Here is a 13,195-nt window from a genome sequence, read left to right on the forward strand (position 1 = left end):
ATCGGTCTAGGGGCGGCGCCATGCTGCGTTCCTGGTCCAACATCATCGCCCTGTGGCTCATCGGCGTGCTGGCCGCCGCCCAGCTTCCCAAGATCGCCGTGCTGGTTCCGGTGCTGCGCCAGCAGCTGGACCTGTCGCTGGCCCAGGCGGGCCTGCTGGTGTCGCTGCTGGAGATCGGCGGAGCCACCCTGGGCATCGCCGCGGGCCTGGCTCTCGGCCGGTTCGGCGGCCGCCGCTTCATGGCCATGGGCCTCGTCGGCCTGCTGGCGGCCAGCCTGGTCGAGGCCTTCGCGCCCAATGTCGCCGTGCTGTTCGCCGCCCGGGCGCTGGAGGGCGTGGCCTATCTGCTGGTGGTCATCGCCGCCCCGACCATGATCGCCGCCATCGCCTCGGACAAGGCGCGGGGGCCGGCCCTGGCGCTGTGGAGCACCTTCGTGGCCGTAGGCGTCGCCGTCGGCAGCGGCGTCACCGGTTTCGCCATGGCGGTCAGCGGTCCGCGCGGCGCCATGCTGCTGTGGGCGGTGCTGTGCGCGCTGGGCCTGCTGGTCGCTCTGCGCCAGCCCAAGGGCCTGTCGGACGGCGCCCGCATCGCCCTGCCGCCGCCGGCCGCCTGGGTGCTGACCTTCGGCTTCGGGCTCTACACCGTCTTCATCTGCGCCCTGACCATGCTGCTGCCCAGCTTCCTGATCGAGAAGGCCGGCGCGGGCGTGGCCGGGGCCAGCATCGCCACGGGCCTGGTCTCGCTGGCCGCCCTGCCGGGCTCGGCGATCGCCATCCGCATCCTGCACGCCGGCGCGTTGGACCGCCGCCGCCTGACCCTGGTGGTGGTTCCCGCCCTGCTGGCCACGGCCGCGGTCGCGCCCTTCGTCTTCCTGTCGGCCAAGGCCCTTCTGGTGGCCGCCGTCGCCTTCCTGGTGGTGCTGCTGAGCGGCGTCGCCTCGCCTCTGGTCTTCGCCCGCCTGCCGGCCCTGGCCGGCGGAACCGACGGCCCGCGCATCGCCGCCGCCAACGGCCTGCTGACCCAGTTCGGAGCCGGCGGCGCGCTGATCGGCCCGCCTCTGGGCGGCCTGGTCGTCGGCCGGTTCGGCTGGGAGGCCCTGGGCGTCGTCATCGCCGTGCTGGCGGTGGCCATGCTGGCGGCGATGCTGGCGGCCGAAGGGATGGCGCGGAAGGCGGACGGCCGCGCTTCGGCCTAGGCCTTCGGAGCGGCTCGCCTGCGGCGACGCTCGTCCCAGGCCAGCAACAGCACCGCGACGGCCGAGAAGAAGATCGGACCGCCGATGGCCAGGGAGATGGCGTCGTCCAGGTTTTCGCCCGGCGACAGGTCGCTGCGTTCGGGCGCGTCCGGCAGACGCCAGACGGGGAGGGGATCTCCGACCTTCATGGCCTCGCAGACGCCGGCGGGCTGGTCCGTGCCCGAGTAGGTTCGCCCCTCCAGCTCGTAGGCATAGTCGACGGCGCCGCGATTATCGCAGGTCGTGGCGGTCACGCGCCCCTCGACGCGGACGGCGTCTTGCAGGAACCGCTGGGCGGGAACGACCTCAAGCAGCCACAGTCCGCCCGCCCCGACGACCGCCAGGGTCACGAAGATGAGCAGCTTGGACAGGAGCCGATCACCGCTGCCGACCTTGGCTTGCGCTTCCATCATTCCGCCCTGATAGCAGGCTCGCATGAAAAAAGCCGCCCAGGTTTCCCCGGGCGGCTTCTTATTCAGTGCTGGCGAAAGCCTTAGTGGCTGTCGCGCGGCAGGCCCTTGGTCTGGGCGATGCGCTGGTACTTCACGGCCGGTTCCAGCACCGCGCCGGTCTCCATCTGGCCGACGATGGCGCGCTGGATCTCCTGCCACGGGGTCTGGCTTTCCGGATACTTGTAGCCGCCGGCGGCTTCGAGGGCCTTGCGGCGCTCGGCCACTTCCTCGGGGCTGATCAGCACGTCGACGCGCGACTTGCGCAGGTCGAAGCGCACGCGGTCCCCGGTCTTCAGCAAAGCCAGGCCGCCGCCGACGGCGGCTTCCGGCGAGGCGTTGAGGATCGACGGCGAGCCCGAGGTGCCCGACTGGCGGCCGTCGCCGATGCAGGGCAGCTGCTTGATGCCGCGCTTGATCAGGTAGTCGGGGGCCCGCATGTTCACCACCTCGGCCGAGCCGGGGTAGCCGACGGGGCCGGCGCCCCGCATGAACATGATCGAGTTCTCGGTGATGCCGACCGACGGGTCGTCGATGCGGTGGTGATAGTCTTCGGGACCATCGAACACCACGGCGTCGCCGACGAAGGCGTCCGGATCTTCGGGGTTCGACAGGTAGCGGTCGCGGAACTCGCCCGAGATCACGCTGGTCTTCATGATCGCCGAGTTGAACAGGTTGCCGCGCATCACGACGAAGCCGGCGCGCTCGACCAGCGGGTTGTCGAAGGTGCGGATGACGTCGGCGTCCTCGATGGTCGCGTCGCGGCAGGCGTCGCCCATGGTCTGGCCCGAGACGGTCATGGCGTCTTCGTGGATCAGGCCCTGCTTGATCAGCTGGGCGGTGACCGCCGGAACGCCGCCGGCGTGGTAGTAGTCCTCGCCCAGATACTTGCCGGCCGGCTGCAGGTTGACCAGCAGCGGCACGTCCTCGCCCTTCTCCTGCCAGTCGTCGACGGTCAGTTCGACGCCGATGTGGCGGGCCAGGGCGTTCAGGTGGATTGGAGCGTTGGTCGAGCCGCCGATGGCCGAGTTGACGACGATGGCGTTGAGGAACGCCTCGCGGGTCAGGATGTCCGACGGCTTGAGGTCTTCCTTGACCATGTCGACGATGCGCAGGCCGGTCAGGTAGGCGTTTTCCTGGCGGTCGCGGTAGGGGGCCGGGATGGCGGCCGAGCCGGTGAGCGACATGCCCAGCGCCTCGGTCAGCGAGTTCATCGTCGTGGCCGTGCCCATGGTGTTGCAGAAGCCGGTCGACGGGGCCGAGGAGGCCACCAGCTTGATGAAGCCGGCGTTGTCGATCTCGCCGGCGGCCAGCATCTCGCGGGCCTTCCAGACGATGGTGCCCGAGCCGGTGCGCTCACCCTTGTACCAGCCGTTCAGCATCGGGCCGACCGACAGGGCGATGGCCGGGATGTTGACCGTGGCGGCGGCCATCAGGCAGGCCGGGGTGGTCTTGTCGCAGCCGATGGTCAGCACGACGCCGTCGATCGGGTAGCCGTACAGGGTCTCGACCAGGCCCAGGTACGACAGGTTGCGGTCGAGGCCCGCGGTCGGGCGCTTGCCGGTTTCCTGGATCGGGTGGACCGGGAATTCGATGGCGATGCCGCCGGCGGTGCGGATGCCTTCACGCACGCGTTCGGCCAGCACCAGGTGGTGACGGTTGCAGGGCGACAGGTCCGAACCGGTCTGGGCGATGCCGATGATCGGCTTGCCCGACTGCAGCTCTTCCAGCGTCAGGCCGTAGTTCAGATAGCGCTCGAGATAGAGCGCCGTCATGTCCACGTTGTCGGGATTGTCGAACCAGGCCCGCGAACGAAGGGTGCTGGGCGCGGACTTGGTGGTCATGTCGGTCCTGTTTTTCCTCGATCGATCCAACCGGATCGCCTCGCCGGGCGAGGTTTATACTATTTGTCTGACTATACCGGCGAGGGCGGAGCGTCAACGACCGCCATGGCGGGGAAACGTCACATGCCTTCAAGGTCTTGCGACCCGATCGCAAGAGTGAAAAAGGCGATCGAACGCCGATGATAGCGCTCACATTCTAGCGTCGGTCGTCCTGTCGCGCTATCCACGACATCGTTCGACCAACGCGGAATATGTAGGACCATTGCGCGTCGAGGTCGAGCATGGAAGCGGCTTTCCGGTCGGGCCGGGCCGTCGTCGGGCTTTGCGGGCGGCGTTATCGGCCCGATTTCTCGGTCCTGTTTGACAGCGCCGGGGAGGGCGCTATTTGTCGGACTAATCTTACAGAGGCCGCGAGGCGCGGCCCGAACCATCGTCAGGTGTCCGTCCAGATGACCATCCGCATCGCCATCGTCGGCCTGGGCAAGATCGCCCGCGACCAGCACCTGCCGGCCATCGAGAAGGACGGGCGCTTTGAACTGGCGGCCGTGGCCAGCCGCAGCGCCGGCGTCGACGGCGTCCCGCACTTCACCGACCTTGCCGAACTGCTGGCCTCGGACGTGCAGTTCGACGCCGTCGCCCTGTGCACCCCGCCGCAGGTGCGCCACACGATCGCCCGCCAGGCCATCGACGCGGGCAAGCACGTGATGCTTGAAAAGCCGCCGGGCGCGACGCTGAGCGAGGTCGAGGACCTCAAGGCCGCCGCCCAGGCCAAGGGCGTCACCCTGCAGACCACCTGGCACTCGCGCTACGCCACCGCCGTCGCGCCGGCCCAGACCTGGCTTTCGGGCAAGACCATCAAGTCGGTGCAGATCAACTGGAAGGAAGACGTGCGCGTCTGGCATCCGGGCCAGACCTGGATCTGGCAGGCCGGCGGCCTGGGCGTCTTCGATCCGGGCATCAACGCCCTGTCGATCGCCACCGTCGTGCTTCCGGCTTTCTTCCTGGAGAAGGCGACGCTGCACGTGCCGGAGAACTGCCAGTCGCCGGTCGAGGCGCAGCTGACCTTCCGCACCGTGACCGGCGCGCCGGTCCAGGCCGACTTCGACTTCCTGCAGACCGGCGAGCAGAGCTGGGACATCATCATCGACACCGACGGCGGCGAACTGAAGCTGTCGCACGGCGGTTCGCGCCTGTGGGTCGACGGTGAGCTGACGCACGAAGGTCCGGACGAGGAATATCCGGGCCTCTACGACGCCTTCGCCCGCCTGATCGCGGCCGGCGGCTCGGACGTCGACGTCAGCCCGCTGCGCCACGTGGCCGACGCTTTCCTACTGGGCGAACGGGTCACGGCGCCGGCCTTCATCGAATAGCCTATACCCATGCAAAATAAGCATTGGTTGCGCTAACATTGGACTGACAACCGGACGCGGAACGGCCTATATGCGGGGCCATTCCCGTCCGCCAGAACGCGAGCGTCCGTCATGACTGAACTCCGCAGCCTGAATCCCGCCACCGGCGAGCACTTCGGCGAGGTCTTCCCCGAACCGACCGCGGAGCAGATCGAGGCGGCCCTGGCCGCCGCGAACGCCGCCTTCGACGTCTATCGCGAGACCGATCTCGAAACCCGCGCTGCCTTCCTCGAAGGCGTCGCCGCCGAGATCGAAGCCATCGGCGACGACCTGATCGTGCGCGCCATGGCCGAGACCGGCCTGCCGCGTCCGCGCCTGGAAGGCGAGCGCGGCCGCACGACCGGCCAGCTGCGCCTGTTCGCCAAGACCGTCCGCCAGGGCGACTTCCTGGGCGCGCGCATCGACCCGGCCCAGCCCGAGCGCAAGCCGCTGCCGCGCGCCGACCTGCGCCAGCGCTTCATTGGTCTTGGCCCGGTCGCCGTGTTCGGCGCCAGCAACTTCCCGCTGGCCTTCTCGACCGCCGGCGGCGACACCGCCGCGGCCCTGGCCGCCGGTTGCCCGGTCGTGTTCAAGGGCCACCCGGCCCACCCCGGCACCGCCGCCCTGGTCGGCGCGGCCATCAGCAAGGCCGTCGAGAAGGCGGGCCTGCCGGCCGGCGTGTTCTCGCTGCTGACCGGCCAGACCCACGAACTGGGCGGCGCTCTGGTCCGTGACAGCCGCATCAAGGCCGTGGGCTTCACCGGCTCGCGCGCCGGCGGCGTGGCGCTGATGAAGATCGCGAACGAACGCCCCGAGCCGATCCCGGTCTATGCCGAGATGAGCAGCGTCAACCCGGTGATCCTGTTCCCGCACGCCCTGGCCGCCCGCGCCGAGGCCCTCGGCGCCGCCTTCGTCGGCTCGCTGACGATGGGTTCGGGCCAGTTCTGCACCAATCCGGGCCTGATCTTCGCCCTGGCCGGTCCGGACTTCGATACGTTCGTGGCCTCGGCCTCGGCGGCCCTGGCCGGCGCCCATCCGCAGGTCATGCTGACCCCGGGCATCTTCGGCGCCTATGAGCAGGGCGTCGAGAAGCTGGGCTCGCGCCCCGGCGTCACCGTGGCCGCCCGCGGCCTGGTCGGCGAAGGCTGCAACCAGGGCCAGGGCGCCCTGTTCGTGGTCGAGGCCGAAACCTTCGCCGCCGACCCGGCCCTCAGCCATGAAGTGTTCGGCTCGTCGTCGGTGATCGTCCGCTGCCCGGACATCGCCACCCTGGCCGGCCTGCTGGAAGGCTTGGAAGGCCAGCTGACCGCCACCCTGCACCTCGACGCGGAAGACGCCGAGCAGGCCCGCGGCCTGCTGCCGATCCTCGAGCGCAAGGCCGGTCGCATCCTGGCCAACGGCTGGCCGACCGGCGTGGAAGTGGCTCCGGCCATGGTTCACGGCGGCCCGTTCCCGGCCACTTCGGACGGCCGCTCGACCTCGGTCGGCACCCGCGCCGTCGAGCGCTTCCTGCGTCCGGTCTGCTACCAGGACCTGCCCGACGTGCTGCTGCCGGCGGCGCTGAAGGAAGCCAATCCGTGGGGCGTCAAGCGCGCTGTCGACGGCGTGCTGTAAGAAAGGCCGATCCTTCGGGATCAACCAAGAGCGCGCGGGGGAAACCTCGCGCGCTTTTTCTTTGTCAGAGCAGCCGCTCGGCCAGCAGCCAGACGCTGAAGGCGAGACACGAGGCGGGGATCAGCACCTTGCCCATGGCGGGGGCTCCTTGGTCGATGGAGCCATCATCGCCGATCGCGGAATCGGGCGCTTGGACGCGGCCGCTCCGCCGTGAACATTCTTGCGACGACGTCTAAATCGTCGGTTTCGCCCATCGGGCGCAACACTTGGCGGGCGAGCCTGAACGCTGGCGACAACCTTCCGGCCGCTTTGAAACGGAAGTGTATCGGCGAGGCGCTCGCCGTAGCCGCGCGGAAATTTGCGAGACACGCCTGGGCCATGCAGGCCCCCTAAGCCTCGGAGGTTCCTTCAAGCGGGTCCTCCATGTCGCGTAAGCTTCTGATCCTCTCGGCCGCCGCCCTGCCGATGCTGCTGCACGCCGCCCAAGCGGCCGCCGAGACGGAAGTCACCAGCAGCAGCCGCACGACGCCGATCGCCACCTCGACGGCGGCCAGCGGCGCGGCCGACGACGTCAAGGTCACCACCGACGGCGTGATCACCCTCAGCGCCGAGGGTGCGATCGCCACGGTCGACAGCAACAACACCCTGACCAACAACGGCACGCTGACCAGCACCGACGTCTCCAACTCGACGGGCATCCTGATCAACAGCGGGCTCACCTCGACGGTGACCAACGGCGGCACGATCAGCCTGACCGAGGACTATGACTACGTCGATAGCGACAGCGACGGCGACTATGACGGCCAGTTCGCGCTGGGGACCAACCGCTACGGCATCCGCCTGACCGGATCGAGCGACTACACCGGCACGATCGAGAACACCGGGGCCATCACGATCGAGGGCAACAGCTCGGTCGGGATCATGCTGGAGTCGTCGGTGATCGGCGACATCCTCAACTCCGGCTCGATCGCGATCACCGGCGACGACGGCTACGGGATCCGCAACACCGCCAAGGTGACAGGCAACATCGTCAGCGACGGCTCGATCAGCGTGCTGGGCGCAAACAGCGTCGGCCTGGCGGTCGATGGCGAGGTCGACGGCTCGGTCATCGTCCAGGGCACGATCACCGCCACCGGCTATCGCTACACCAGCCGCTACACCGACCCGGACGACGAGGCGCTGCTGGACGCCGACGACCTGCTGCAGGGCGGCTCGGCGATCAAGATCACGAGCAACGTGTCCAAGGGCCTGGTGCTGGACGCCCCGCCCACCGACACCAACGACGACACCACCGACGACGAGGACGGCGACGGTGTCGCCGACGACGAAGAAGGCACCGCGGCCGTCTATGTCTATGGCGGCGCGCCGGCGATCCAGATCGGCTCCGACAGCCAGGCCGTCACCCTCGGCTCGGCCGGCGAGGGGATCTACGACTACGGCCTGGTGATCCGCGGGTCGGTCGGCGCCTACGGCGTGCATGCCGGCGTCACGGCCACCGGCGTGCAGATCGGCGGCTCGGCTGGATACGAGACCCTGGTCACCAACGGGATCAACCTGGAAGGCTCGATCTCGGCCAGCGCCTACGAGGCCGACGCCATGGGCCTGCACCTGACCTCCGGCGCCATCGCCTCGATCCTCAACAACAGCGGCGCGCTCAGCGGCTCGGTCGAGGCCGAGGGAAGCTCGAACGCCTACGCCCTGCTGATCGACGCCGGGGCGACCATGAACTCGGTCGTCAACAGCGGCAGCATCATCGCCACCCTGTCGGGCGAGACCGGGAACGCCAACGCCATCGTCGACAATTCCGGCACGCTGACCAGCATCACCAACACCGGCACGATCGCCGCCTACGTGGCGGCCACCGACGATGCCTACGACACCGACGACAGCAACACCGACGCCTCGGACGAGACGGTGACCGGCAAGGCCATCGCCATCAACCTGAAGGCCAACACCACCGGCGTCACCATCACCCAGACCGGGGTCGACGACGGTGACGACGGCGACGACGGGGTGGCCGACACCGATACCGACGGCGACGGCGTGGACGACGCCGACGAGCCGGCGATCATCGGCCAGGTGCTGCTGGGCTCGGGCGACGACACCCTGAACCTGCTGAACGGCACGCTGTACGGCGACATGTCGTTCGGCGACGGCGCCGACACGCTGAACATCGACGGCACGGCCTACGCCATCGGCGGCCTCTACGACAGCGACGGCAAGCTCTCGATCAACATCGGCAACGGCGGCCTGCTGATCACCAACACCGACACCATCAAGGCCACCAGCCTGAACCTGGGCTCGGACAGCACGCTGGTGTTCACGGTCGACCCCAACGCCGGGACCTCGACCCAGCTGGTGGTCGACACCGCCACCATCGCCAGCGGCGCCAATCTGGGCCTGGTGTTCAACAACCTGCTGACCAGCGCCAGCACCTTCAAGGTGATCTCGGCCGGGACGCTGACCGCCGGCGAGATCGACCAGGACCTGCTGGGCGACGCGCCCTACCTCTATGTCGCCAGCGCCCACGTCCAGGACAACGACGTGCTGATCGACGTGCGCCGGCGCACGGCCGCCGAGGCCGGCATGACCAGCGGACAGGCCTCCGCCTACGACGCCACGTTCGCCGCGCTCAGCGCCAACGACGACATCGCCGCCGCCTTCCTCAGCCAGTCGACCAGCGACGGCTTCTACAACCTCTACAACCAGATGCTGCCCAGCACGGGCGAGGGGATGTTCACCACCCTGCAGGCCGTGCAGCAGCAGATCTCGGCCTCGACCGCCATCCGTCCCGACGGCCAGGACCGCTACGGCCCCGACAGCGTCTGGGTGCAGGAGGTCAACAGCCTGGTGCGGATCGAGGACGGCGAGAACCTCGGCTCGGACACCAAGGCCACGGGCCTGGTGGCCGGCTACGAGGCCATGGGCGACGCCGGCGGCGCGCTGGGCGTCACGCTGGCCTTCGTCAGCCTGGAAGAGAAGGACACGGCCGCCAAGGTCGGCGAGGAGACCACGGCCTCGCTGTTCCAGGCCGGAACCTACTGGCGCCGGTCGGTCGGCGGCTGGCGCTTCAACCTCGGCGGCGGCCTCGGCTACATCCGCTTCAACGGCGACCGCAGCTTCATCAGCGCCGACGTCGACGACGACGGCGAGGCCGACGCGGCGGTGACCAACACCGCGGCCTGGAACGGCTTCACCGCCAACGCTTTCGCCGGGATCGGCTACGAGCACAGGTTCGGCCGCAACTATATCCGCCCCGAGGCGCGCCTCGACTACGTCTATCTGTGGGAAGGCGAGCGCAAGGAGCACGGCGGCGGCGAGGGCTTCGACCAGACGGTGGCCTCGCGCAAGTACGACAACCTGTCGGGCGACATCGGCGTGGCCTTCGGCCGCGAGTTCGGCAAGGAGGTCTGGGTCCGTCCCGAGGTCCGCGTCGGCTATCGCAGGACCCTGGCCGGCAAGTACGCCGACACCACGGCCTGGTACTCGGGCGGCACGCCGTTCACGATCCTGGGCAACACCTCGCGCACCGACGCGGTGACGCTGAACCTGGCCCTGCGCGCCGGTTCCGACCTTTCCTATTTCGCCCTGGAGGGCGGGGCCGAGGCCTCGCGTCGCCAGACCCGTTATTCGGCCCGGCTCGTCGGCCGGGCGATGTTCTGAGAACGCCCGTGAGACCCCGCCTGCTCATCGTCGACCCCGACGTCGACTCCCGCGCCGCCATCAGCTCGCTGCTGGGCCGGTTCGACCTGGAAGTGCTCGAGGCCGCCTCGGCCCGCGAGATGGACCAGATCCTGGGCCGCACCCAGATCGAACTGGTCGTCATGGACATCCTGCTGCCCGACGAGGCCGGCCTGTCGGTCTGCGCGCGCCTGCGCCGCCTCAACCCCGCGCCCGGCGTGGTGGTGGTCAGCGCCGTCGATGACGAGAGCGACGTGGTCGTGGGCCTGGAGATGGGCGTCGACGACTACATCGCCAAGCCGTTCCGCCCGCGCGAGACCGCCGCCCGCATCCGCGCCGCGGTGCGCCGCCGCCAGGCCTGGCGCGCGCCCGAACCGGTGGCCGCCCCGCCGGTCTACCAGTTCAGCGGCTGGCGCCTGAACGTGGCCACCCACGAGCTGTTCGATCCGCGCGGCGAGTCGGTGAACCTGTCGTCGGCCGAGTTCCTGGTGCTGTGGACCCTGGTGGCCAAGCCCCAGCAGATCCTGACCCGCGACCAGCTGCAGCAGGGCCCGCCGGAGGCCCGCAGCAAGGCGCCGCCCCAGCAGATCAACGTCACGATCAGCCGCCTGCGCAGCAAGCTGCGCCGCTCGGAAGGCGGGGCGCAGATGGTGCGCACCGTGCGCCACGCGGGCTACATGTTCGCGCCGCGCGTGGACCGGGTGCACGCGGATTGAGAGGTGCGTCCTTCGAGGCCCGCTCCGCGGGCGCCTCAGGATGAGGAAGTCAGTGCGATAACGTCCTCATCCTGAGGTGCGAGGCGCAGCCGAGCCTCGAAGGACGCAGGACCTACTTCTTCCGCACGAAGACCAGGCTCTGGTCCGGCGGGCCGGGTTTGCCGTCGATGTCCTGCTCGACCAGGATGGTGTCGGGCGCGGTGACGCCCACGCGCATGCTCTGGCGGCGGCCGGTCTGGCCGTGGGTCATGACCGCGACGCTGGACTGGCCGGTGCGCTCGACGCTCAAGGTCACGAAGTTGAAGTTGACCACGGCGCGGGTGGGCGAGCCGTCCAGGGGCGCGTCGGCGAACTGGATGGCGGCCACGCCCTCGTCGTCCTCCTCGACCAGGGTCCAGGCGATCGCCTTGCCGTCGTCCTTGGTGATGTCGAGCTCGCCGCTGATCGGCGCAGCGCCGGTCAGGGGCTCGTTGAAGCGCGAGCGCGACAGATCCAGCGTCCATTTGCCGGCCACGCCCAGCGGGCCGCTGGCCGAGGCGGGAGCCTGAGCCAGGGCGGGGGCGGCGGACAGCAGCAGGCCAAGGCCCGCGAGCGCGGCGGCGGCTTTCAGGTGGGCCATGGCGTGTCTTCCKGGCGGTGGCTTACGAAGGGTCAATGTCGGGTGGCGAGCGGCGTTCGTCCAGAGGAGCCGTCCCGAACATTTGGGGATTGCCAAGGCGGCCGTCGCCCCGCTCTGGTCGGCGCACCTGGAATCGGAGCCTTCGCCCATGCGCCGCCTGTCGCGTTCGATGCTGTTCGCCGCCTCCCTGTTCGCGGCCGGCGCCCTCTATGGTCCCGAGGCCGACGCCGCCGAGAAGACCGACACCTCGGTCAAGGCCGTGCAGAAGATCGTCGGCGGCCCGGGCTTCAAGGCCGCCGTGAAGCAGCTGGACGCCGACTACGATCGCACCGTCGCCGACATCGTCACCCTGACCGAGATCCCCGCGCCGCCGTTCAAGGAAGAAAAGCGCGCCAAGGCCTATCTGGAGATGCTCAAGGCCGTGGGCCTGACCGACGTCGAGATGGACGCCGAGGGCAACGTCATGGGCGTGCGGGCCGGGACGGCGACCAAGGGCAAGGGCCCGTTCGTGGTCATCGCCGCCCACCTCGACACCGTCTTCCCCGAAGGCACCGACGTGAAGGTCAAGCGCGAGGGCACCAAGCTGTCGGCGCCCGGCATTGGCGACGACACCCGCTCGCTGGCCGTGCTGCTGGCCTATGTGCGGGCGATGGACGCGGCCAAGATCAAGACCAAGGCCGACATCCTGTTCGTCGGCAATGTGGGCGAGGAGGGGCCGGGCGACCTGCGCGGGGTCAAGCACCTCTTCAATCGGGGCAAGTACAAGGGCCGGATCAGCGCCTTCTTCTCGATGGACGGCTCGGACCCCTCGCGCATCGTCGACCGGGGCGTCGGCTCCAAGCGCTACCGCGTCACCTTCAAGGGCCCGGGCGGCCACAGCTACGGCGCGTTCGGCGTGGTCAACCCGATGGCGGCCATGGCCCAGTCGGTGGTCGACCTCTATGCGGTCAAGCCGCCGGCCGATCCCAAGACCACCTATTCGGCCAGCGTCGTGGGCGGGGGCACCTCGGTGAACTCGATCCCCAACCAGATCTTCCTGGAGTTCGACATGCGCTCGGAAAGCGCCGCCGAACTGGCCAAGCTGGACCAGACCTTCATCGGCATCCTCGACAAGGCCGTGGCCGGCGAGAACGCCGCCCGCTCGACCAAGCCAGGCGTGATTTCCTACGACGCCAAGGTGATCGGCGAGCGCCCGGCCGGCGGCACCGACCCGCAGGCGACCATCGTCACGGCGACGGCGGCGGCGATCTCGGCCCTGGGCTTCAAGCCCGAGCACGAGGCCTCGTCGACCGACGCCAACCTGCCCATGAGCCTGGGCGTCCCGGCCATCACCATCGGCGCCGGCGGCAAGGGCGGCCGGGCCCACGCCCTGGACGAATGGATCGACGTCGAGAAGGGCGAGACGATCAAGGGCATGCAGGTGGGCCTGGCCGCGCTCCTGGCCGTGGCGGGCGTGGAGTAGGGGGAGGCCGCCTCCCTCAGAGGGGGAGGATCTGCGGTTGGCGCCTTGCGTCCTTCGAGGCCCGCTGCGCGGGCGCCTCAGGATGAGGTTCTCCTTTGCACTGAAGTCCTCATCCTGAGGTGCGAGGCGAAGCCGAGCCTCGAAGGACGCACGGCTTCTTGGCCTCCCCCAGAGGGGGAGGTTCCTG

General features: G+C 69.4%; 9 protein-coding genes and 2 pseudogenes. 6 read left to right on the forward strand and 5 right to left on the reverse strand.

Annotation, left to right across the window (positions count from 1 at the left end):
* Nucleotides 1-20: 20 nt before the first annotated feature.
* Complete coding sequence (locus AC1DCG_RS16020) at nucleotides 21-1,196, forward strand: MFS transporter (RefSeq protein ID WP_477028895.1); 1,176 nt, start codon at nucleotides 21-23, stop codon at nucleotides 1,194-1,196.
* Here the strand turns inward: AC1DCG_RS16020 and AC1DCG_RS16025 are convergent.
* Both AC1DCG_RS16025 and AC1DCG_RS16030 read right to left on the reverse strand, forming a co-directional pair.
* Entirely contained in the window at nucleotides 1,193-1,645 is a 453-nt protein-coding gene (locus tag AC1DCG_RS16025; protein ID WP_477028896.1) for a DUF3592 domain-containing protein, read from the reverse strand. The two genes, AC1DCG_RS16020 and AC1DCG_RS16025, sit on opposite strands and share 4 nt — an antisense overlap.
* Nucleotides 1,646-1,728: 83 nt before the next feature.
* The gene (locus AC1DCG_RS16030) at nucleotides 1,729-3,528 is read right to left on the reverse strand and encodes an IlvD/Edd family dehydratase (protein WP_477028897.1); all 1,800 of its coding nucleotides are present in this window, start codon (nucleotides 3,526-3,528) and stop codon (nucleotides 1,729-1,731) included.
* Nucleotides 3,529-3,977: 449 nt separating this feature from the next.
* Between AC1DCG_RS16030 and AC1DCG_RS16035 the strand changes: the two genes are divergently transcribed.
* The 4 genes from AC1DCG_RS16035 to AC1DCG_RS16050 all read left to right on the forward strand — a co-directional run bounded on the left by AC1DCG_RS16035 (nucleotide 3,978) and on the right by AC1DCG_RS16050 (nucleotide 10,927).
* Nucleotides 3,978-4,898, forward strand: coding sequence for a Gfo/Idh/MocA family protein (locus AC1DCG_RS16035; RefSeq protein ID WP_477028898.1), 921 nt, complete (start codon nucleotides 3,978-3,980; stop codon nucleotides 4,896-4,898).
* A gap of 111 nt (nucleotides 4,899-5,009) precedes the next feature.
* Complete coding sequence (locus tag AC1DCG_RS16040; protein WP_477028899.1) at nucleotides 5,010-6,530, forward strand: aldehyde dehydrogenase (NADP(+)); 1,521 nt, start codon at nucleotides 5,010-5,012, stop codon at nucleotides 6,528-6,530.
* Between the two features lie 423 nt (nucleotides 6,531-6,953).
* The gene (locus AC1DCG_RS16045; protein ID WP_477036957.1) at nucleotides 6,954-10,193 is read left to right on the forward strand and encodes an autotransporter outer membrane beta-barrel domain-containing protein; all 3,240 of its coding nucleotides are present in this window, start codon (nucleotides 6,954-6,956) and stop codon (nucleotides 10,191-10,193) included.
* Nucleotides 10,194-10,201: 8 nt separating this feature from the next.
* Complete coding sequence (locus tag AC1DCG_RS16050) at nucleotides 10,202-10,927, forward strand: response regulator (RefSeq protein ID WP_165257989.1); 726 nt, start codon at nucleotides 10,202-10,204, stop codon at nucleotides 10,925-10,927.
* Between the two features lie 4 nt (nucleotides 10,928-10,931).
* Here AC1DCG_RS16050 and AC1DCG_RS16055 read toward each other — a convergent pair.
* Both AC1DCG_RS16055 and AC1DCG_RS16060 read right to left on the reverse strand, forming a co-directional pair.
* Nucleotides 10,932-11,016, reverse strand: a pseudogene (locus AC1DCG_RS16055) (hypothetical protein); the annotation flags it as partial.
* Between the two features lie 23 nt (nucleotides 11,017-11,039).
* Nucleotides 11,040-11,546 carry a hypothetical protein gene (locus AC1DCG_RS16060; protein WP_477028901.1) on the reverse strand — a complete coding sequence of 169 codons (507 nt, stop codon included), beginning with the start codon at nucleotides 11,544-11,546 and terminating at the stop codon, nucleotides 11,040-11,042.
* Nucleotides 11,547-11,694: 148 nt separating this feature from the next.
* Here AC1DCG_RS16060 and AC1DCG_RS16065 point away from each other — a divergent pair, with 148 nt between their 5' ends.
* The gene (locus tag AC1DCG_RS16065; RefSeq protein WP_477028902.1) at nucleotides 11,695-13,008 is read left to right on the forward strand and encodes a M20/M25/M40 family metallo-hydrolase; all 1,314 of its coding nucleotides are present in this window, start codon (nucleotides 11,695-11,697) and stop codon (nucleotides 13,006-13,008) included.
* A 16-nt stretch (nucleotides 13,009-13,024) separates the two neighbouring features.
* Here AC1DCG_RS16065 and AC1DCG_RS16070 read toward each other — a convergent pair.
* A pseudogene (locus AC1DCG_RS16070) lies at nucleotides 13,025-13,158 on the reverse strand (hypothetical protein); the annotation flags it as partial.
* Nucleotides 13,159-13,195: the final 37 nt, after the last annotated feature.

The sequence above is a fragment of the Caulobacter sp. 10L414 genome (assembly GCF_056395525.1).